Raw genomic sequence first — 19,964 nt, 5'->3', positions numbered from 1 at the left:
TTGGGGGTCAGGGTGAAAAACTTTAAGCGCATAGATGAGGCCATGGATGAGGCTGCTGTCCGCATGGCACAGGACTCATTCGAGCTGCCGCGCAGCGCCTCGAGGCTCGGCGAGCCACTGCCGTGGGGCGAACGAGCGGAGGCGGCGGGCACGGCTGGACGCTCAACCAACATCATCGTGCAGAAGTTCGGTGGCTCGTCGGTGGCGAATGCCGACGGCATTCGTCGCGCCGCTCACCGAGTGGCTGAGACACAGGCGTCTGGATATCAAGTCGTTGCGGTGGTTTCCGCCATGGGCGACACCACCGACGAGTTGTTGGATCTCGCGGCTAGTGTTTCGCCGCATCCCCCTGCCCGCGAACTCGACACCCTGCTGACGACCGGCGAACTCGTTTCGGCGGCCTTGCTGGCGATCGCCTTGGCCGATCTGGGCGTCGATGTCCGGACCTTCACAGGCAGCGAGGCGGGCCTCATCACCGACGACTGCCACGGCAAAGCTCACATTATCGATGTCGATCCGCGCCAAGTCCGTGCCTGCTTGAAGAACGGTCAGGTCGCCGTCGTGGCAGGGTTTCAGGGCAAAAGCCTTAAAGGGAAGACGGTCACCACTCTGGGGAGGGGTGGTTCGGACTTGACCGCCGTCGCACTCGCCGCAGCACTCGGCGCAGGCGTCTGCGAGATCTATACGGATGTCGACGGTATTTATACGGCAGATCCGCGGATCGTTCCCAACGCGCGCAAGATCGATGTACTCGCCAGCGAGGAAATGCTCGAGTTCGCAGCCGCGGGGGCAAAAGTTCTCCACCTCCGATGCATCGAATACGCTCGCCGCTTCGGTATTCCGATCCATGTCCGTTCTTCGTTCGTGCAAAAGCGGGGCACCATGATCCTGCCCAGTCTCGATCAACCCCGTTCGGATGCGCACGCAGGCGAAAAGACTCTGGTTTCGGGCGTGGCAAGCGTCAACTCCGCCGCACAAGTCACCATCGCCGGAATCCCGGCCTGCTCGAGGACTGCCGCGCGACTCCTTCAGGAGCTCGCCGCATCGGGGCTGAACATCGAAATGATCGCCCAGAATTCGCGGGACCCGGGGACCGGAATCGCCGACATCACCTTCACCCTCCCATCTACGGAGGCGTCGGCAGCCATAGCGGCCCTGGACGCGGCCCGGAGCCGCATCGGATTTGAAGCCCTGTATCACAAGGGAGAAGTGGGCAAGGTCTTGCTCACCGGACTGGGGATGCGCTCTTCGCCCACCACCCTCAGCACTTTCTTCAGAGCACTTTCGGACGCCGGGATCAGTCCGGAGATGATCTCGATTTCCGAGCTGTGCATTGCGGCCGTGGCACGGGCCGATGAGCTTGCCGATGCTGTCCGCGCTCTGCAGGACGCCTTTGGTCTCACGCCGCCGGACAAGGAAGCGGCGGACGACCGTACGCCGGACACGGAAGCGGCGGGCGACCAAACGCCGGACACGCTTCCGCAGTTCGAGGTTCAAGCGCTCGCCGCTAGCCGGCCGGGATCTTCCGCATGACGTCTGACTGGGGAGGAAGGAGCAGCTTAGGCAATGTGCCGAGCCGGCACAAGGACATCAGCTTTCTGCGCCACGCGAGCAGGGACTGACCCCAGTGACCCATACACCCAAATGCAGTGCAGAAACGGGAGGTACCAATGGCGCCAGCCGAGAACTCGTACCTTGGATCAGAGGACACCACCATGCTGGTCAGGCAGTCCCACGCGCGGACGCCGGCCGGCGCTCATAAAGCGGCGTCCAAAGAATTAGTCGCGCTGGCGGCGCCAACGGACCCCGCCCCGTCAGGAGCCAGCGAACGCACCGGCAGCACAATCCCTCCCGCCTCCGGCGTGTACTCAGGGGGGCCTGCACCGATTCCTCGCACGTTGCTGGACATCCTCTTTCGCTCCGTGGACGAGTACCCGGACGCGCTGGCGTTGGATGACGGCACCACCTCATTGAATTACCTGGCGCTGCTGGAGCGGATCGAGTCCCTGGCCCTGAACCTGCGCGAACGCGGGATCGGTGCCGGAGACCGGGTCGGCATCCTGATGGCCCTTGGTACGGTCGACCTCTACATCGCAGTGCTGGCCGTACTCGTTCGCGGAGCGGCATGCGTCCCTGTCGATCCTGACGAGCTCGGTGACCGAGCCGCTTTGGTATGGGAAGCGGCCGAAGTATGCGCGGTAGTCGGACCCGGGCTTCGGGTCCGTCCCGTCATCGGAGCGCCCGCCCACGGAGAGGCTCGCCCGCCCACCGCCGACGACGATGCATGGATCATCGTCAGCTCAGGCTCGACCGGCCAATACAAGTCAATCGCAGTGTCGCACCGGTCGGCGGCCGCCTTTGTGGACGCTGAAGCGTCGGTCTTCTGCGCCGAGGACCCGCTCGGGCCCCGCGATCGTGTGCTGACCGGTCTCTTCGGCAGGTCCGGCCTGTGCCACGAAATGTGGCTGGCGTGGCGGCACGGCGCCTGCTTGGTGCCGGCACCTCCCGAGGTCATCCGCTCAGGCGAAAACCTGGGCCCGTGGCTGGTGCAACGGGGTATCACCGTGGTCCCAACGGCGTCTGCCCTCGCTGCACTATGGCAGGCGGAATCGCTGCAAGACGTCCGGTTGCTGATCTTCGGCGAGGAATGCCCACCGCATCTTGCGCCGCGGCTGGCCGCCCCCGGCAGGGAAGTATGGCACACGTACCGTCCCATCGAGGCCATCGTCGCCTGTGCTCCAGCCCATGAGTCGACTCCGGCGGGCATCGGCCGGCCGCTGCCCGGCTGGCAACTGGCCGTAGTGGACAGGAACGACCAGCCTGTCGCCTGGGGCGAAGAAGGAGAACTGGTCATCGGCGGGGTTGGCTTAGGCCGCTGCCTCGATCCAGGCGAAGACGTCGAGAAATATGCTCCCCTGGGCGCCCTCGGCTGGCCCCGAGCCTACCGCACTGGGGATTTTGTTCGCGCCGATCCTGAAGGCCCGGTGTTTGTCGGTCGGGCCGGCGGGCAGGCAGAACCCGCAGGGCGAAGAGTCGAATTGAGCGAGACGGAGCTCAGCGCAGCACCGTACGAGGTGCGCTCGGGCGGTCCGGCAACCGCAACCGACGTAGTTCACGAGCCGATGACGACCGCGGTAGACCTGCTGCTGCAGTCCCCGCACCGCCAAGAGGTGCGGTGGTCTCCGGGCGAGCGCCTGGAGGAGCTCTTCGAGAGCCGATGCGACTTGTTGCGCCGCGAAGGCCGGGCAGGCCAGTTGGCGGTCGACTCCGCGGACTCGAGGTTGACCTACGATCAGCTCGACGCGCGGGCCAATCAGCTGGCCCGGCATTTGCTCGACGACGGAGCCCAGGCCGGCGATCGCATTGCGCTGTTGTTCGACCACGCCGTGTGGGCCTATGTCTCAATACTGGCGGTGCTGAAGATCCGGGCGGCGTATGTGCCGCTGGACGCGGGATTTCCGCCGGACCGGATGGGTTACATCATGGAGGACTCCGGGGCCAGCCGCGTGCTGACCTTGAGCCACCTGGCCAGTCTGTTGCCGGAGGACTGCCCGCGCGCCCTGAGTTTGGACACGGCCGCCGCGGACATTGCAGCCATGTCCGGCTCCCGGCTCGCAGACAGCGAGAAGCCCGCCCCTGTCGAGAACCTGGCCTACGTCATCTACACTTCGGGCTCCACGGGCCGTCCCAAAGGGGTGGCCATCGAACACTCCAGCATTTGCAACTTCGTCCGGGTCGCCGCCGAGGTCTACGGATATCAGGGCGACGACCGCGTCTATCAGGGACTGACGATCGCCTTCGACTTTTCTGTCGAGGAGATGTGGGTGCCGTGGATGGTCGGGGCGACGTTGGTGCCCAAGCCGAGTTCGAAGAGCCTGCTCGGGGTTGACCTGGAACGGTTTCTGCTCGACAACCGTATTACCGCGATGTGTTGTGTACCCACCCTGTTGGCCACACTGGAGCACGAACTCCCTGACCTGCGTTTTCTGCTGGTCTCGGGTGAGGCGTGCCCGCGCGATCTGGCCGAGCGTTGGTACCGGCCCGGCCGCAGATTCCTCAATGTCTACGGGCCCACCGAAGCGACCGTGACCGCCACGTGGGACGTTCTGCATCCCGACAAGCCGATCACCCTCGGCCAGCCGCTGCCGACCTACACGATCATGATCCTGGATCCCGACGAGCCGCGTGCCCTGCCACGGGGAGAGACAGGCGAGATCGGCATCGCCGGGATCGGGCTTGCGGTGGGTTATGTGAATCATCCCGAGAAGACTAATGCGGTCTTTATCCCCGACTTCATGGGCATTTCGAATAACCCATCGGGACGCATCTACCGCAGCGGCGACCTTGGGCGGATCAACGACGACGGGCTGATCGAGTACTACGGCCGAATCGATACCCAGGTCAAAATCCGCGGGTACCGGATCGAGCTGTCAGAGATTGAATCGGTGCTTCTGCAAATCCCCGGGATCGCGCAGGCAGTCGTCGAGACCCATGAGTCGGCACCGGGGATGACAGAGCTTGCCGCGTTCTATACGTTGCGCCAAGGGGTCTCCGAACTCGCGCCCGAGGAGATCAGGGAAGAGCTCCGCGACCGGCTGCCGGGCTACATGATCCCGGCCTTCTATGAGCAGCTTGAGACCATGCCGATGCTGCCCAGCGACAAGGCCGACCGGAAAAACCTGCCGACACCCAGCAACCGGGTGAGCGCTTCAGCCGAGGGCGAGTACTGCGAACCGGCGACGGACGCCGAGGCGGCTCTCGCCGAGCAGCTTGCTGCCGTGTTGGGATTGGAGCGCGTCTCCGTCGAGGCTCACATGTTCGAGAATCTCGGGGCCAACTCCCTGATAGTTGCGCGATTCTCCGCCGCGCTGCGCACGAACACCGACCTGCCGCCGGTTGATCTGCAGGTCATCTACGAGCATCCGACGATCCGAGAGCTCGCCGCTGCACTTACTTCCCCGACAGCCCCCCACGCTTGGGCAGCACAGGAACCGCACCCCAGGCCCAAACGAGGGCGGGCCGGCACTTTCGACGTCGTGCTCTGCGGTGCCCTGCAAGCCGCACTCGCCATCGGCTACTCCTACACCTTCCTCACGGCGATCACGGCCGGCTTCACCTGGGTCATTGCAGGGGAGGGCGTCCTGGAGACCTGGGGGCGATCGGTCGTCGTCGGATTCAGCTTCTTTCTGGCCCTCAGCATCGTGCCGATCCTGCTGAAATGGCTGCTCCTCGGACGATGGGAAGAGCAGAACATCCGCATCTGGTCCCTGGCCTACGTCAAGTTCTGGTTTGTCCGGGCGCTGGTCAGACTCAACCCGTTGGCCTTCTTCGTCGGGACCCCCATCCTTCCCTTCTACCTGCGGTTGCTGGGAGCCAAGATCGGATCCAACGTCACCATCCTCACCCCCATCACTCCGGTATGCACCGACCTCTTGACGATCGGCAGCGGGACGGTGATCAACAGGGATGCGTTTTACCTGTGCTACCGGGCCCACGACGGGTGGATCCAGACCGGCCGGGTCACGCTTGGCCAGGACGTCCTGGTGAGCGAGAGGTGCGTGCTGGACATCAACTCCACGATGGGCGACGGAGCTCAATTGGGTCACTCGTCGTCCTTGCAGCGGCTGCAATCCGTACCCGCCGGCGAAAGCTGGCACGGGTCCCCTGCGGTGCCGACCAACGTGAACTACCGGTTCGTCGAGCCGCTGCCGTGCAGCCGGCGGCGGCGGGTCACCTTCAGCGTGCTCCTCCTGCTCAACAACACTGTCCTGTTCGGCCCGTTGCTTCTACTGGCCATTGCGCTGCTCCTGCCGGCCTACGGGGAAACCGGCCATATGGACCACACAAACCCGGGCTTCTACGCGGATCTGGTATTCGCTTCATTCGTCGTGCTGTTTGGTGGCATGTTCCTCGGTCTGGCCGCAATGTTCACGGTTCCCCGGCTGCTCAACCTCCTCATTAAACCGGGGCAGGTTTATCCGATGTACGGGCTGCGCTACGCCGCCCACCGGCTCATCTTCCGGCTGACCAACGTCTTCCAGTTCATGCACATCACCGGGGACAGCTCCCTGGCTGTGCACTACCTTCGTCTGCTGGGTTACAAGCAGCCAAATGTTGAGCAGACAGGATCGAATTTCGGGACGGAACTCGACCATGACAACCCTTACCTGACTACCGTCGGATCCGGAACGATGATCTCCGACGGCGTGTCGATCAGTAACGCCAACTACTCAGGTACGTCCTTCAGCGTCTCCGAGGTGAAAATCGGGGCGAAGAACTTCTTCGGCAACGACATTCCGTATCCGTCCCGCGCCCGTGTCGGCGACAACGTTCTCTTCGGCAGTAAAGTCATGATTCCCATCCATGGCGAGGTTCGGGAAAACGTCGGCCTGCTCGGATCACCGGCGTTCGAGATTCCCCGGTCGGTCAATCGCGACCTCAAAACGGACCGGCGGGAAGAAATGATCCGCCGGCTGCCGGCCAAGAACCGGCACAATGCCGTCTCCCTTGGGCTGTACCTGGCGAGCCGGTGGGTCCTCATCCTCGCCGGCATGCTGGCCTTTTCACTCGCCCTCATACTCTTCCCGGGCGTTCCGGGACTCGGGCTGTACCTGGGCACCGTCAGCTTCGGCGCCTTCATGATCGCCTTCTTCATCGTGCTCGAGCGTGCCGCCCAAGGATTCAAAGCCATGGTCCCGACCGTTTGCTCCATCTACGACGTCAGATTCTGGCGGCACGAACGGTTCTGGAAGTTCATCACGTATCCGCTGTATTTCTTTGACGGCACCCCGTTCAAGCCCCTGTTCTGGCGTCTGCAGGGCGTGCGGATGGGTAAGCGTGTCTTTGACGACGGCTGCGTCATCCCGGAGAAGACGCTGGTGACCATCGGTGACGACGCGACTCTCAATAACTCCAGCGTCGTCCAGTGCCACTCCATGGAGGACGGCGTCTTCAAACTCGACGCGATCGCCCTCGGCCGGGGAGTCACCTTGGGCGTCGGGTCCTACCTGCTCTACGACGTCGTCATTGGCGACGGCTCGGTCCTGGAGGCCGATTCCCTCTTGATGAAGGGTAGCCAAGTGCCGGAGGGCGCGCGGTACGGCGGCAACCCCGCACGAGAGATCGTTTAGACAGCGAAAGAGAAGGACGAACATGAGCCGTATTCCGGACAGGCAGGGACGCGACCCCGGCCCCGCAGACGCTAAATCGATGCAGAAGCGGAGCCGATTGGTCGGCATCGACGCGGCCCGTGGCCTCGCCCTCATCGGGATGATCGCCATTCACATTTTGCCGGACGCGAACCAGGACACCGGCGAGCCCACTTTGGCGTGGATCTTGTTCGCCGGTGACTCCGCTGCGCTGTTCGCCCTCCTTGCCGGAGTGGGTTTGGCCCTGTCCTCCGGGGGGAACAGACCGCACACGGGGCCGAGGATGGCCGGGGACCGACTGGGACTGGCCGTTCGGGCCGTCCTGATCGGAGCCATAGCCCTGGCGATCGCGCCCTTCTTGCAGCAGGAGGATCCTCCTGCCAACGGCATCTTGATCTACTATTCGGTATTCTTCTTGCTCGCCATTCCTTTCTTGCATCTGCGGCCCAGAACCTTGTTCATCAGCGCGGCCGTCTTCGGCATCGTCTCGCCGATCCTCCTGCAGAAGCTGGATCCATTCCTCCCGACATCGTCGACGTTCAACCCCGCCGTCGGGCATTTCTTCTTCGAACCCGCCGGCGTGGTCTCGGATTTACTGCTGACCGGCTCATATCCGGCGCTGGCCTACATGTGTTACATCCTGACCGGCCTTGGCATCGGACGGCTGGACCTGCGAAGGCCCAGGGTGCAGGGATATATCGCCGGTATCGGTGCAGGCCTGGCGATCTTGTCCAACGCGGCCTCCGCCATCCTGCTGTACGCCATGGGAGGCTTCGAGCAATTGGTGGCCACCAGCGGGATGACGGGGGAAGAGTTGGACAACGGCCTTATCTTCGGGCCAGGGATCATTCCGGACACCTCCGCGTGGTGGCTGGCGATCGCGACGCCGCACTCGAACATGCCCCTGGCCATCGCCAGCAGTCTGGGGCTCGGTCTGTTGGCGGTCGGTGTGTTCCTCCTGATCGAAGGGGCGGCCGCACGCTTGCTGACGCCGCTTGCCGCAATGGGCTCGATGACCCTAACCCTTTACTCCGCACACCTGCTCGCGCTGAGCCCTGAGCTGCACTACGAGGCACCCTTCCTGTGGTTCATCGTGCATTTGACGGTCGCCCTCGCCTTCGCCCTGATCTGGAGACGGTGGATGGGACAAGGCCCATTGGAGAGACCGGTCGCCGCGGGCGCCAAGAACTTCCGGCAAATCGTGGACGACGGATCATCGTCCCCCACGGCTGCTTCAGGAACGGCTTCCCGCTGATTCGGGACCTCCTGGCCCCCGGGGGGAATGCTTTGGGCTGCACCGACCATTAGGTAGCCGATTGCTTTTCGGGCCCCGGTTCACTCTGGGGCCCCGTTCATCCCCGCTCATTCTGCCGACTCTAAACCTGCCGTCGGACATTGCCCGGCCCCCGGAGCCGGCAGCTAGAATGCTGTGGTGATGTTGCACTCATGAGGACGACATGAAACTCCACTGGCCCAGGCGCCGGAGATCCCTTGTCCTCGTCGCGGCGCTCGGGCTGGTTGCTCTCCTGGCCGCGCTTGTCCTGGCTTCTGTGCGGGCGGAGCGACCCGGGCCGCAGGCGCAGGCTTCCACAGCGTATGAGCACCTAAAAGAGTTTCAAGCACTCGCCGATGATCACGGCGATCGAGCTATTGGCACCGACGGATATGAGGCAGCGGCTCAGTACGTAGAACGGGAACTCGAGAGTGCGGGTTATCAAAGCACGCGCCAGTACTTTACGTTCGAAACACGTGGCGAAAGCTACGAGTCTTTCAACATCATTGCCGAGACGGCCGGCGGCAGTGACGACAACGTGATAATGCTGGGCGCCCACCTCGACGGGGTGCGGAACAGTCCGGCGATCAATGACAACGCCTCCGGTGCGGCGGCCCTGCTGGAGGCCGCGCAAGAACTCAGCCAACGGGGTGAACCAAATAATAAGGTGCGCTTCGCATGGTGGGGGGCGGAAGAGTTTCCGGAGGCGTTCGGCTCCAAGCATTATGTCGAAGATCTGGCAGAGCACGACAGCGGCGAACTTGACCACATCGCCGCCTATCTGAACATCGACATGGTAGCCTCGCCCAACTACGTCATCGCGGTCTACGACCCACAGAAATCCGACGACGACTCCGAGTGGGAGGTGCCCGACGGGTCGGAGGAGATCATGCAGTTCTTCACCGACTACTTCGACTCCCGTGCCCAGCCCTGGGTGCCAACGGAATGGAACTTCTATTCCGATCAAGTGGCGTTCATCGAGGAAAATATTGCTGTGGGCGGCCTCTTCACCGGCAGCGACGAGAGAAAAACCGCCCGGGAGAGCATCCTTTTCGGTGGCGCACCAGGGCAGCCACGAGACCCGAACTACCACAAATCGGGCGATGACATCAGCAACGTCGACTTGGAGGCGCTGGGCATTATGACCGACGCGATCACCCATGCCGCCACCAGCCTGGCTGAAGACAGCAGCGCGCTGGAGTAAGCGGGTGCAGGATTCGGGCCAGCGCCTCGACCCTGATAAACTTCTGGCATTGCCTAGGCGAGGGAGAGCCGGAACCGGTTCTCCGTTATCGACGGTGGCTAGCAGCTTCGTTCTCTGCACTGGTATCGGTGCGGCGGGTCGGTCTCTAGGCACCCGCCTCAAAACCACCCAGCACAAGGAGAACATTATGTCCGACCAGAAGCTTGCAGCTGAAGTCCGCAGCGAATTCGGCAAGGGCGCCGCGCGCCGGGCCCGCCGCAACGCCCAGATCCCCGCCGTTATTTACGGTCACGGGGCAGAGCCGCTGCACGTGCTGCTTCCGCAGAAGGCCACGACGCTGGCGCTGCGTACCTCCAACGCGCTGCTGACCCTGGACATTGACGGGGACGAGCACCTGGCCCTGGCCAAGGACATCCAGCGCGATCCGATCGCCCAGATCATAGAGCACGTTGACCTGCTCACCGTGCGCAAGGGCGAGAAGGTTCACGTCGACGTCAACATCCACGTCGAAGGCGAAGTTGCCCCGGGCGCCATCTTGGATCTGGAAGAGTTCACCGTTCTGGTCGAGGCCGATGCGACCGCTCTGCCGGAGGCGCTGACCATCAACGTTGAGGGCCGTGAGGTTGGCGAGCACGTTCACGCCACCGACATTCAGCTGCCTGCCGGCGTCAGCCTGCTGATCCCCGAGGACACCGTCATCGCCGCGGTTTCCGCTCCGACCGTGGCCGAGCCTGAAGCCGCTGAAGGCGAAGCCGCCGAGCCGGCTGCCGAGACCCCGGCCGAGTAACAACACGGCCTCAAAGCCCCCGGCGACGCGCGTGCGCATTCGCCGGGGGCTTTGGTCTATCCCTAGGATGATCTTGAATCCTTCGCATCTACCGTCCGAGGAGCACCCGTCTACGTGAGCACCGACACCTGGCTGATAATCGGTTTGGGGAACCCGGGCCCCGGCTACAGCGGCAATCGGCACAACGTCGGACAGATGGCCCTCGACGAGCTGGCCGGCAGGGTCGGCGGTTCGTTCAAGTCGCACAAGGCGCACGCACAGGTTTTGGAAGGGCGCCTGGGAATTGGCGGGCCCAGGGTTGTGCTCGCCAAGCCACTGACGTTCATGAATCTGTCCGGGGGACCGACGTCGGCGCTGTGCCGGTTTTTCTCAATCGAACCGGACCACGTGGTCGCCTTGCACGACGAGATCGACATCCCCTTCAATACGATCAAACTCAAGATCGGCGGGGGAGAGGGCGGGCACAACGGACTCCGCGACATGTCCAGGGCGCTGGCGACCAAGGATTACTACAGGATTCGCATAGGCGTTGGCCGCCCGCCGGGCCGGATGGATACGGCGGACTACGTGCTGCGCGATTTCTCGACGGCGGAAAAGAAAGACCTTCCCTTCCTTTTGGACGATGCAGCAGACGCGGTGGAACTGCTCCTGTCCGACGGGCTTCTCGCCGCGCAGCAAAAGTATCACGCCAACGCCAAGCAGGGGTGAGTGTCAGGAAGACCGCAGGGGTATCCCGCGGGTCATGGGCGCGGCGACCTAACCCAAGAACGAGTGGTGACTACTCGTGTCAGGTCGCCCTCGGCTCTTTACGCTGAGAAGGTGTTGTTGCGCCGTCAAGGCGGAGTCGCAATACCGTGCGCGTGGAGCTGAAGGGCCCGGGCGCATCCAGCCGACCGGCGGGGTTGGCGAAAGCCAGAGGAACCGCGAAGGCGGAACCTTCCCCCCAGGCCCCGTCGGTCTCTGCTGGATAACGAAGAAATTCGGGCTCGGGAACAAAGACGGTCCAATGCGGAAGCAACAGGGATCGTCGTAGCGGACGGTCAACTGAGTCGCCGCCTAACGCAGGTCCGCGATGGAGGGCTGGGCGCCGGCGCAAGGCGTCACACAACCGTGGATTGGCACGCCCGCACCAACCGTGCATAAAATCGTTTCAGCCTGAGTGGCTCCCCGAGCGGGGCCGACGATGGGCGGCCTGAAGAGACCGGGCCACCCCCATCCCATCGTCGGCCCCTTTTTCATGGCCATTCCGATGCAGGCGTGCCGCGGGCAAACCTCGGGTTGCGCTGCGTCGGGGGCATTTAACGCAGCGCAACCCTTCGGTCAGGGATTCTGCCCGCCTGCGCAGGGCGGGCTCGTCCCCGTCTAGCGGGACTACGGCGGTTCCGGCTCGATCGATCCGGACTGCCGCAGGCCTAGTTTCGAACGACGCGGGGAGCTTTTAACCCCGCGTGCGTGTGGACTTCCCTCTGCCGCAGCGCCAGAAGCTGCCGGATACGGCGAAGAGCAATAGGCCCGGTGGGTGTCTGTTCCAGTTGTTCGACTGCCGCGCCGAGCCGTTCGGCAGCCTCGGCTGCCAAAGAAACGCGCGGCGGCGTACGAACAGACGAGGGGTCGAGCAGCGCCCTCTCGAGTTCGGCGGCCAATGACTGCTGATCCTGCACGAGGATCGCGTCCCCGTGCTGCGCCATCGTCTCGGTAAACGCAATCTGGTGCCCGTCGACGACCTCCCGCAGTTCCGGCCGCCGGGGCACCGCGATCGGCAGATGGCCGGCCTCACGGGCATCGAGGATGGAGCCTGGCCCGCCCTGGACGACGACGACGGTGGCAGTTCGATACAGTGCCAGCAAGTCCTCGCGCGGCATTCTGGTGACCCCGTCTGCGTGCCGGGGCGGACGGCTGGCTCCGTGCTGCACAAGGCACGACGGTGGATCGGAAAGACCGGCCAGCCAGTCGTCGATCCAGTCGACCAAGCGGTCGAACGTGTGATGGTCGGTTCCCAACGAGACCACGACCTGCGGAGCGGGGTGCGCGCTGTTCACAGTACCGGTCCGATATTCACGGCTTCGGGGTAGAAGCGCCGCTGTTCTTCCCACTGGATGCAGAAGAGCTCGGACAAAGGGTAGCAAAGGCGGCCGCTCAGGGTCGGCATGGTAATCCGATCAAAGCACTCTATGTACACCGTGTGGATGCCGAGCAGGCGGGCGACCAGGAAGAACGGGACACTCACGCCGGCGCCAACGGAAACCACCACGTCGGGGCGCTCCCGGCGGAGCGTCGGCCAGGCCAAAAGCAGGTTTCTGATGGCATTGCGGACATTCCTGGTGGTGGGATAAAAGCACCAGGTGACGTTTTCGTTGTGCAAAGCAGCCTCGACCTCGGGCCGCTGGAACGTCACCCAACTGCGGGCGTGCTGGCTCCACCACTTATCCAACGGCAGCAGCTGGGCCAGATGCCCGCCCGCCGACGTCACGAACATGATTTTCATGCGCCGTCCTCCCCCTACCGGGATGCGCCCCAAGGCACCCCGGATCACCGACCTCTGCGGTGATAAAGCGAGCCTATTGACAGGTGGCGGCCGATACACGAGTGGTGCTTACCGGGATCCCGAAGCTGCCCCGGCCTGGGCCGTTTCCGCTACGGGCTTGCCGGAGAATGCGCGCGAGGATCCAGAATGCTTTCCCGGAGCAGAACAGGAGAACACTCGGCTTTGCGGTGATGGGTACGGGCATTACTTGGCCGGGGCGCACGATTGCTACCTGCATGTTGCGCACTTGGAGACACCCCCTCCATAGACGCGGCGCGGAATCGGCTTTAGACTGTGGACCTCACCGGTTGGGGACCGGGCCTTGCGGACCTTGGGGGAACGCAGCCCGTGGCCGGTGCGAACGCGTGGCCGATGCCAATGCACGGCCGCGTCTGAGCGACTTTGGGGGGAGACGCTGATGACTGCTGTTTTTAATGGGCCGTTTAATGGTCCGCTTGCCGACTCTATTTCACCCGGCCGCCGCCGTCTGGCAGAGGACATCTTCGCGGCACTGCAACAAGGCCAGCAGGGGGTGCTGGTGATTGGTGCCGCCGGCATGGGGAAATCCACCATCGCCCAGCAGGTGCTGAAGTGGTTCGGCCCGGAAACACACGTCGAATTTGTTCGGGGAAGCCAGGCCTCGTCCCGCACCAGCTACGCCCCGTTGGGAATCCTGCTCGGGGGAGTGGGCGACGACGGACTGGAGCACCCGGCGCTCGTTCTCGAGGGAATCGCTGCTACGCTGCTGAACCGTGCCAAGGGCAAACGGATCGTCCTGTTCGTGGACAACGCCGAGAATCTCGACGCGTTCACCTCCGCTGCCTTGGCCCAATTGGCGCGCGCCGGAGTCGTTACACTTTTTGTGGCCAGCCAGGACGTTGCGGCCGGCGACCGCGCCTTTATGCAGCTGTGGATCGAGGGAGACCTCCGCCGGTTCGACGTTGCTCCGCTGGATCCGGCAGACAGTGAGGCGCTGCTGACCGAAATTCTCGGGGGCAACATATCTTCCGTCGCTGCACGGTCGCTGTGGCTGAACACCGGTGGAAATCCGCGCTACCTGCGGGTTCTGGCCCGAGACCAGGTGGCAGCACGGACTTTGGTTGAGCAGGGCGGGACGTGGGTGTTGGCGCAGCCGCTCGTCTTCACGGGAGACATTGCAGAGGTGATGCGGCCGCGGTTGCTGCAACTGCCTCCCGGGCATCGGCGCCTCGTCGAGCAACTGGCGCTGGCGGGCGGCGTCACGCTCTCGGCTCTGCAGCGGTTGGCCGACCCGCTGACTCTGGAACACTTGGAGGCCCGCGGTACCATCACGGTCGACCTGGGCGCCGACCCGCTGGTGCGGGTGGGCGGTCACTTCCTGGGCGGAGTCGTCAAGAGCATGCTCACGCCCGGCCGGACGCGTGCACTGTGGGATGAGGTCGCGCACGTGCTGCACCCCGCGGAAGTGCCGGAGCGCTACCTGCCGGATCTCGGCATCTGGGCGTTGGAGGGGGGCGCCGCGCTGAACCCGGAAGAGACCCTGCGGGCTGCTGCTGCCGCCAACGACCAGCTGGAGCCGGGACGCGCGCTGCAGTTGGTCCGGGCGCTGGGCCGGCAACACCGCTGCGCGGCCGGCCTCCGGGAAGAAGCCCGGGCACTGCTGTTGCTGGGAAAGCCGAGCCAGGCCGCAGACCTGCTGGCGGCCCACCTCCCGGAGGACGGCAAGGACCCCATGGCTGCCCTGGTCGCGCTGGCCGGCGAGCGTCTCGCCGTTTCGCGGGCCACGGGCGGAACCATCGACCCCTGCTTGGAGGAGCTGAGAAACCTGCGCGCAAGGCTCGCCGCAGAACTGCAAGCGGTGACGGAGACCAATGAAGGGCACGTTCTCGGTGATGCAGCCCGTGCGAAGGACATACTGGAAACCACGATCGATGAAACCCTGCTGATCGAAGCAGACCAGGCCGCTTTCGACGGCCGGTACGGGCAAGTCTCCAAGCTGGTCAAGCTGCTGCGCGACGACTGGGACAAACCGCCGCAGACCAGGCTCCGCGCCGGAGCCCTTCTCTGCGAAGCATGGGCGGTCATGGGCCGGCAAACGGAAGCGCATAACCTGGGAAACATGCTGCTCGCGGAGCTGGCGGATCGGCGCCTGCCCAAGGTGTTGCGTGACTTCGTGGAAACCCGGATTTTCACGTCCCTCATCGTGGCAGGGCGGCTTGATTCATGCCTTGGCTATTGCGAAACCTTCGCGGCGCAGGCGGGGACATTCCTGTGCAGCGACGGGAGCGAGCTGGCCTTGGGACTGGTCCACGCACGCGCCGGTCGGGCGGAAAAGGCCCTTGCTGCCTTGCTACCGGCCATCAGCCAGCTGAGAGTGGCCGGCAACAGCGGCGGCGTCGGCCTTGCCAACGCGGCGGCCGCCTACTCCTACTCCCTGCTGTCGGACGAGAAGAATGCCCGCCGCCACCTGGCCGCAGCCGCTTCTTCACCGGGACGTCCCCGCCGGGTGACGGCCCGGGCCACGGAATACTTCAGCATCCTTGCGTCCCAGCGGCTGCGGCGGGATGACGACGCAGCAGCGGCGCTGGATCAGACGGGCGCCGAAGAACTGGCCGCCGGGAATTCCGGTGCGGCCATGATTTTTCATGCTGCCGCAGCGCGGGTGGGCGGCAGGTCCTATGCCCGCCAGCTGCAGGCATCGGCTGCCGCCTGCGACGGCGAAACCGCACGGCTCTGCCATGAGTACAGCCAGGGTCTGATGTCCCAAGACCCCGTGATTCTGCTTGAAGCAGCCGAAAGTGCAGCGGCGCTGGGCGACGTCCTGTTCAGCTACGACGCCGCCCGTGCCGCCCAGAGCGCTGCGGTCACAGGAGGCGACCGCGCGGCGGCCCGTAAGGCGCGCGCCTTGGAAAACGCGGGCTACCGCATGCTCCGGGACTCCAGCACCATCGTTGCCATGCTGGAGTCTCTGAGTCCCTTCGAACTGACCTTGGCGCAACTGGCCGCGCAAGGCAGCAGCAGTGCAGCGCTGGGCCGGAGGCTGCATCTGTCGCCACGGACCGTTGATTGGCACTTGGGCAAGATGTTCGCCCGGCTCCATGTCTCGGGCCGCGCCGATTTGCGCGAACTGCTGGGAGCGGCGGGGTCGGCGTCATGACTGATACAGGTCAAGGACGCAGGCTGGTGGGGCGGGACGCCGATGTCATGGCTGCCACCGAGAACATCCGCAATGGCAACGGGGCATGGATCGTCGCTGAATCCGGGCTGGGCAAAAGCGCCTTGGCGGCCGCCGTGCTGCAGGAACTGTCGGACGATGTGCGGCCGTTTCGAGTACATGCGAGCCGCACCTTCTCCTCGGTCCCGTACGGCGCCTTGGCCCCGCTACTCACGAATCTGACCGCACAGCAACTGGGCTCGCATTTTTCCACCATGCGCACGCTGACGGAGCGGCTGCAGGCAGACGCAACCGGCCTGCAGCCGGCCCTGCTGGTGGTCGACGATGCCCACGACCTGGACGCGGGAAGCGCGGAAATTCTTGGCCAACTGGTCGCCTCGATGCAGGTCAAGGCGCTGCTGCTCAGTCGACCCAGCCTGGCCGAACCGCCCACGATCCTGGGTGAGGCGGTCGAGGGGCTGCTGCACCGCCGGTCGCTGGACCCGTTGACCGACAGGCAGGTACACCAACTGTGCAACCAGGTACTCGGTGGGGAAACGGCGGCCAGTGCCAGTGCCGCGCTTGCCCGGGCAAGCGGCGGCAACCCGCTCTTCCTGCTAAGCCTGCTGGAGCAGGCCCGGCAGGCCGGGCGCTTGGTCCAGACCCGCGGCGTATGGCTCATGCGCGATGCGCTGCCGGAGGCGGACGCCCGCCTCTCCGAGCTGATCGAGCGGGAGCTCAGCGAACTAAGCGCCGACGAGCGCGAAGTATTGGATTTCGTGGCTTTGCTCGGGGCAGTCCCCCTGACGGTGATGTTCGAATGCGGGAACGTGCAGGCCATCGACCGGCTGATGGAAAACGGACTCATCGAGATTTCGCCGCCGCCCGAACCGCGTATCTGGTTGCGGAACCCGGTTCACGCACAGGCCCTGCCGACTCTGGTGCCGGTGTTCCGAAGGCTGAGGTTGTACCGGAAATTGGAGGAAGTCCTGCCGGTCAGCGGATCGGGCGAGATGCTGTTCCGGCGTGCAAAATGGGCGCTCGATAGCGGCGTGCAACTGCCGGATGATGAGCTGGTGAAGGCCGCCGCGGCGGCCAACAACGCGGGAGAAACAAGGCTCGCCGTACGGTCAGCCGGCGCCGTTACGACAGGTGGGGTCCGTTGGGCGGCACAGCTGCAGCGGGCCAGGGCAGTTTGCCCTTCCGATCCCACGTCCGGGCCCCTCTTCGAGGGGTTGGTCGCGGCGGCCGGTAATGCGGAACAGGCCCGGGACGCAGCACTGCTGGCAGTACAACGGCCGTATCCCGCCGATATTTGGACGCACCGCAGCCTGAAGGACTGGGCCGCCGAAGCAAAGGGCTTGCCGACGTATTCCGAGTCAAAGCCCGGTATGGACCAGGCTTTGGACCGGAGCCTCCGGCTGCTTGAATTGCGCCATCTTGTTGCCGACGGCGGACACGCGGCGGCGAGCGGGCCCCTGACGGTGCTCGTCGCGGAGGCATCATCTGCCCAGGACCTGGATTGCCTGGTGCTGGCGCGCGCGCTGTTGGCACAGGTCTATACGGTCACCGGGCGAGCGGATCACGCGGCAGCGGAAACGGCCAAGGCCCTGCAGGCGCTGGAAGTGCACGAGCCGCAGGTAGCAAGCCGGACGTTTGTCGTTGCCCGCCATATCGCGGCGCTGCTGACGGCGGGGCGCTGGGGCGACGCCGCGGAAGCAGTGGATGGATTCCGGGCCGCAAGGCCGAACGAGCTGGTCCATTACGGCGGAGCAGTCGATGTGGCGGCCGGGATCATCCTCGGGCGCCGGGGCGATTATGCCGAGGCTCACCGTATGCTGGCCGGAGCAGCCGGGGAACTGGAGCACCACGACCCGTTGGGCCTGCGCCCGGTGGCGCTCGCTGTCGGTGCGTATGTGGCGATGTTGAACGGGCAGGATGAGCCGGCCGGGCAGTACCTGTCCGATTACGCAATGGCCGGGACCGGAAACGCTACTCCATCCGGCCTTTTCAGCGACGGTTTGGCTGCTGCCGCCCGGCTTCTCCAGTTTCCCGGCACCAAGGCGCTGTCCGAACTGCAATCCCTGGCAGACACCGCGGGGAGTCGGGGGTGGAGCTCCCTCGAACTCGCCTTGAGGTTTCTGGCCATTCAGCTGGGGGACATGGGCAGGATCGGCCAGGTCCGTTCGTTGGCCGCGTCCATTGAGGGAAGGGAGGCCGCGTTGGCAGCCCAATACTGCGAGGCTGCCGATATAGGCGGAATCGAGCAATTAGTGCACACGGCCGAGGAAGTGCACTCATCAGGGCTGGTTTCCCTTGGGCTCCACACCTTGTTTGAGGCGCTCCGGATTGCCAAGGCGGAACGCAACAGGACTGCGCAAAGACGCATTAGCGCACTGCTCGGGCAGTGGCAGGAGGCGGCACCCGTCGCCCGGGAGATCCCGTCCTCGATGTCGCTGACACGCCGGGAACGCGACATCGCGGCGTTGGTCATCGCGGGCAAGCGCAATGCGGAGATCGCGGACGCGCTCTCGTTGTCGGTCCGGACCGTCGAAGGCCACATCTACCGCATGTTCGAGAAGCTGGGCATCAACCGCCGGGAGCAGCTGGGGCGCGAACACCTGTAGGAGCGGCCCGGGGGGACGACCACTGCCAGAGGCGAGTATGCCGCCGGTAGTGGTCGTTCCATGTCCGGGTATCAGGCGTCCCGGAACCGGCAAAGCCCTCCTCTTCGCACCCCGCTGGTGCCCCCTGCGCCGAAAAATTGGAAGCAGAAACCTGAGTAGCGCGCCGGACAGTCCAGTAGCCGGTACGCGCACGCACTCCGGCGCGCCCCCGTAGGCTTCTGAGGGTACGGAAAACACCGGTCCTGCAAGGACGCAGGGAGTCTACGGATCGCTGGGGGCAAGTAACCCGTACAGGTATAAAGGACGGCTGCGGCATCCGCTGCCGGACAATAGCGGGAAGTGCATTTCTGGGGGGAGATGTGCAATGGGGGATTCTGTAACTCGTGTGCTGCTGCTGGGGGCAGGGGGACTGGCCAGGGAAGTTTTGGCAGCGATGCGCGCTGCAGGTGGGTGGGACGTAGTCGGCGTGCTCGATGAGGACCCGGATGTCCATGGACGTTACGTAGATGGTGTGCAAGTCCTTGGGCCCGTCGAGGCGGTTTACCGGTACCCGGATTGCAGGCTCTTGGTGTGCCACGAATCCCCGGCCATCCGCCGGCAGTTGGTGGACCGCTTGGCAGAGTACGGAGCCGGGCCGGAACGCTACGCGACATTCGTCGGCCTCCGCGCACCGCTTTCGGCAAGTGTCCGGGTCGGTGCCGGCAGCCTTGTCCTGGCGGAAAGTGTCCTGGCCGCGGGAGTAACCCTGGGGGAACACGTCGTCATCATGCCGCGGGTGTCACTGTCGCACGATGTGGCAGTATCCGCATTTGCCACCGTGGGCGCAGGGGCGGCCCTTGCCGACCACGTGCAGGTGGGGCGTGGAGCTTGGCTACAGATGTGTTGCAGCGTCGCCTCCGGTGTTGGCATCGGCCGGGACGCGACGGTGGGCATGGGCTCGGCCGTCCTGGGACACGTGCCGCCGGAAGAATGCTGGGCAGGCGTGCCGGCACGGCCCGTAGCCGGCTCTGCAGACCAACAGGCACCCAATCAACTTTCTGTTGGCGGGGGATCGCAGGAGTTAACGTCCAGCCGGAGCGCGCCGGGAAGCGTCGGCCGCTCGGCTTTCGAGCGACTGGCTGCCGCGGCAGCCCTGCTTAAGACGCCATGAAGGCGGCGAAGACCTCGCATGTCTCCGAGGCCGCCGGCGCAGCGAATGCCAGCCGCCGGGTCTTTTCGCACAGGTCGACGATCACTACGCCGGACTTTCCGGTTCTTGAAGGGAAGCG

Annotated in this window: 11 protein-coding genes; 9 read left to right on the top strand and 2 right to left on the bottom strand. The window is 64.7% G+C overall.

Annotation, left to right across the window (positions count from 1 at the left end):
• Window positions 1-63 precede the first annotated feature (63 nt).
• The 6 genes from AC5RVV_RS10870 to pth all read left to right on the top strand — a co-directional run bounded on the left by AC5RVV_RS10870 (window position 64) and on the right by pth (window position 11,120).
• Window positions 64-1,533: an aspartate kinase gene (locus AC5RVV_RS10870; RefSeq protein ID WP_494001865.1), complete on the top strand. Its 1,470-nt coding sequence runs from the start codon at window positions 64-66 to the stop codon at window positions 1,531-1,533.
• 389 nt (window positions 1,534-1,922) lie between these two features.
• Window positions 1,923-7,130 (top strand): Pls/PosA family non-ribosomal peptide synthetase, encoded by a 5,208-nt coding sequence (locus AC5RVV_RS10865; protein WP_494001409.1) that lies wholly within the window; start codon window positions 1,923-1,925, stop codon window positions 7,128-7,130.
• A gap of 22 nt (window positions 7,131-7,152) precedes the next feature.
• Window positions 7,153-8,403, top strand: coding sequence for a heparan-alpha-glucosaminide N-acetyltransferase domain-containing protein (locus AC5RVV_RS10860; protein WP_494001408.1), 1,251 nt, complete (start codon window positions 7,153-7,155; stop codon window positions 8,401-8,403).
• A 202-nt stretch (window positions 8,404-8,605) separates the two neighbouring features.
• Entirely contained in the window at window positions 8,606-9,625 is a 1,020-nt protein-coding gene (locus tag AC5RVV_RS10855; RefSeq protein ID WP_494001407.1) for a M28 family peptidase, read from the top strand.
• A gap of 187 nt (window positions 9,626-9,812) precedes the next feature.
• Window positions 9,813-10,412, top strand: a complete 600-nt coding sequence (locus AC5RVV_RS10850; RefSeq protein WP_494001406.1) for a 50S ribosomal protein L25/general stress protein Ctc — start codon at window positions 9,813-9,815, stop codon at window positions 10,410-10,412.
• Between the two features lie 114 nt (window positions 10,413-10,526).
• Window positions 10,527-11,120 (top strand): aminoacyl-tRNA hydrolase, encoded by a 594-nt coding sequence (gene pth, locus AC5RVV_RS10845; protein ID WP_494001405.1) that lies wholly within the window; start codon window positions 10,527-10,529, stop codon window positions 11,118-11,120.
• 704 nt (window positions 11,121-11,824) lie between these two features.
• Here the strand turns inward: pth and AC5RVV_RS10840 are convergent.
• Together AC5RVV_RS10840 and pssD are read right to left on the bottom strand one after the other, a co-directional pair.
• Window positions 11,825-12,451, bottom strand: a complete 627-nt coding sequence (locus AC5RVV_RS10840) for a glycosyltransferase (protein ID WP_494001404.1) — start codon at window positions 12,449-12,451, stop codon at window positions 11,825-11,827.
• Complete coding sequence (gene pssD, locus AC5RVV_RS10835; protein ID WP_494001403.1) at window positions 12,448-12,897, bottom strand: PssD/Cps14F family polysaccharide biosynthesis glycosyltransferase; 450 nt, start codon at window positions 12,895-12,897, stop codon at window positions 12,448-12,450. The genes AC5RVV_RS10840 and pssD overlap by 4 nt, the downstream gene beginning before the upstream one ends.
• Window positions 12,898-13,354: 457 nt before the next feature.
• On the opposite strand from pssD, the gene AC5RVV_RS10830 reads away from it, so the two are divergent.
• From AC5RVV_RS10830 to AC5RVV_RS10820, 3 genes are all read left to right on the top strand, one after another.
• Window positions 13,355-16,072 (top strand): AAA family ATPase, encoded by a 2,718-nt coding sequence (locus tag AC5RVV_RS10830; RefSeq protein WP_494001402.1) that lies wholly within the window; start codon window positions 13,355-13,357, stop codon window positions 16,070-16,072.
• Complete coding sequence (locus tag AC5RVV_RS10825) at window positions 16,069-18,696, top strand: LuxR C-terminal-related transcriptional regulator (protein WP_494001401.1); 2,628 nt, start codon at window positions 16,069-16,071, stop codon at window positions 18,694-18,696. Before AC5RVV_RS10830 ends, AC5RVV_RS10825 begins: the two co-directional genes overlap by 4 nt.
• Window positions 18,697-19,060: 364 nt before the next feature.
• Window positions 19,061-19,846 (top strand): PglD-related sugar-binding protein, encoded by a 786-nt coding sequence (locus AC5RVV_RS10820; protein ID WP_494001400.1) that lies wholly within the window; start codon window positions 19,061-19,063, stop codon window positions 19,844-19,846.
• Window positions 19,847-19,964: the final 118 nt, after the last annotated feature.

It is taken from the genome of Arthrobacter sp. MDT2-34-1 (assembly GCF_059091365.1).
This window is presented reverse-complemented; position numbering and strand designations above follow the sequence as displayed.